This window comes from Micromonospora sp. NPDC049799 (assembly GCF_040656655.1).
GTDB lineage: Bacteria > Actinomycetota > Actinomycetes > Mycobacteriales > Micromonosporaceae > Micromonospora.
In genome coordinates, this window is sequence record NZ_JBFAMU010000765.1 from 1 (window position 1) to 1,762 (window position 1,762).

At 75.4% G+C, this 1,762-nt stretch carries 2 protein-coding genes; one reads left to right on the plus strand and one right to left on the minus strand.

What is annotated here, in order from left to right; genetic code table 11:
• Positions 1–40 precede the first annotated feature (40 nt).
• The gene (locus tag AB0I76_RS29255; RefSeq protein WP_357042187.1) at positions 41–541 is read right to left on the minus strand and encodes an NUDIX hydrolase; all 501 of its coding nucleotides are present in this window, start codon (positions 539–541) and stop codon (positions 41–43) included.
• 102 nt (positions 542–643) lie between these two features.
• Here AB0I76_RS29255 and lgt point away from each other — a divergent pair.
• Positions 644–1,762, plus strand: a 1,119-nt coding sequence (lgt, locus tag AB0I76_RS29260) for a prolipoprotein diacylglyceryl transferase (protein WP_357042190.1), incomplete at its 3' end; no start/stop codon positions are given.

Consider the following 1,762-nt stretch of genomic DNA (forward strand, 5'->3'; position numbering starts at 1 on the left):
GGGGCGCGGGGGCGGGGGTGGGGGCGGGGGCGGGGTGGGTTTAGGGGTGGACTGGTTCGTCTGTCGGGGTTCCGGGGCGTTGGCCCGGGGGACGGGTGGGTCGGGCTGCCGGGCGGAGGACGCCGGAGCGGCCGGCCAGGGCGTCGGTGAGGGCGGCCCGGGTCGTCGGGGTCAACACCTCGGGCAGCGCCGTCGGGTCGTGCCAGGAGAGGTGGCAGCCCCCGACGGGGTCGCCGGTCGGTGCCGTGCCCCGCGTCCGGGCCCGGAAGACGTGCACGAGGACGTCCGGTGGTGGACCGCAGTCGGTGCGGCCGGTGGCCTCCGCGGCGAGGTGGTAGAGCCCGACCAGATCCACCAGTTCGACCTCCCAGCCGGTCTCGGCCCGGATGTCGCGGGCCGCGGCGTGCACCGGGCTCTCGTCCCGGCGTAGCCGGCCGCCGGGCAGCGCGTACCGGCGCGGACCGGGGCCCTGCCGGCAGAGCAGCACCCGCCCGGCCTCGTCCGTGACCACCGCGGCGACCGCCCAGGTGAGCGTGCTCATGGCTTCGGAGCCTACGGCGGTGGCCACCGGAAGTCATGGGAGTCGCTGAACTGTCGGACCGGGGTGCCGCACACGGGCCCCTCGGCGGTAGCGTGTGCACCCGTGACTCTCGCCTCGCTCACCCCCCAGGCGGCCCTGCCCAGCCCCAGCACCGCCGTGTGGCAGCTCGGACCCTTCCCGCTCCGGGCGTACGCGCTGTGCATCATCGTCGGCATCGTCGTGGCCTGCTGGGTCACCGAGCGACGGCTGCGGCAGCGCGGCGTCGCCCCCGGGGCGGTGCTCGACATCGCGGTCTGGGCGGTGCCGGCCGGCATCATCGGAGCGCGGATCTACCACGTGATCACCTCCCCGGAGAAGTACTTCGGCACCGGTGGTGAGCCGCTCAAGGCGCTCTACGTCTGGGAGGGCGGTCTCGGCATCTGGGGTGCCGTCGCCGGTGGTGCGGTCGGCGCGTGGATCGCCGCCCGGCAGCTCGGCATCCCCTTCGCGGTGGTGGCCGACGCGGTCGCGCCGGGCCTGGCGCTGGCGCAGGCGATCGGGCGGCTCGGCAACTGGTTCAACAACGAGCTGTACGGCGGCCGGACCACCCTGCCCTGGGGCCTGGAGATCCACCGGATGGACCCGGACAACCCGGGGCAGGCGTTGCGCGACGACGCCGGCCAGCCGATCCTCGAACCGGGCCTCTACCACCCCACCTTCGCCTACGAGGCGCTGTGGAACGTCGGCGTGGCCGTCCTCGTCCTCGTGCTCGACCGGCGGCTGCGGCTCGGCCGGGGCCGGGCGTTCGCGCTGTACGTGATGGGCTACACCGCCGGCCGCTTCTGGATCGAGCTGATGCGCACCGACGAGGCGAACACCATCCTCGGCGTACGTCTGAACGTCTGGACGGCCGCGCTGGTGTTCCTCGGCGCCCTGGTCTACTTCGTCCGGGTCCGCGGCCCCCGGGAGTACCTGGTCCCCGTCGGTCCGGCAGCCACCCCGGTGCCGGCGGCCACCGACTCCGACGTCTCCCAGGTCGACCTGTCCGCGCGGGAGGCCGGCTCCCAGTCGGAGGCGCCGGAGGGCTACCGGGTGGTCAGCGAGGAGCAGTTCCGGCGGTGGCGGGAGACCGGCGAGGTGCCGGACCCCGACGCGCCCGCCGAGCGCGACGCCGCGACGGCCGACGACAGGCCGGCCGACACGGCGACGGCGGACGACGAGCCGGCCGACACCACGGCGGCC

Excerpts from the sequence above, each read along its gene's own strand:
- AB0I76_RS29255 (WP_357042187.1), bottom strand. The coding sequence starts at position 541 with ATGAGCACGCTCACCTGGGCGGTCGCCGCGGTGGTCACGGACGAGGCC.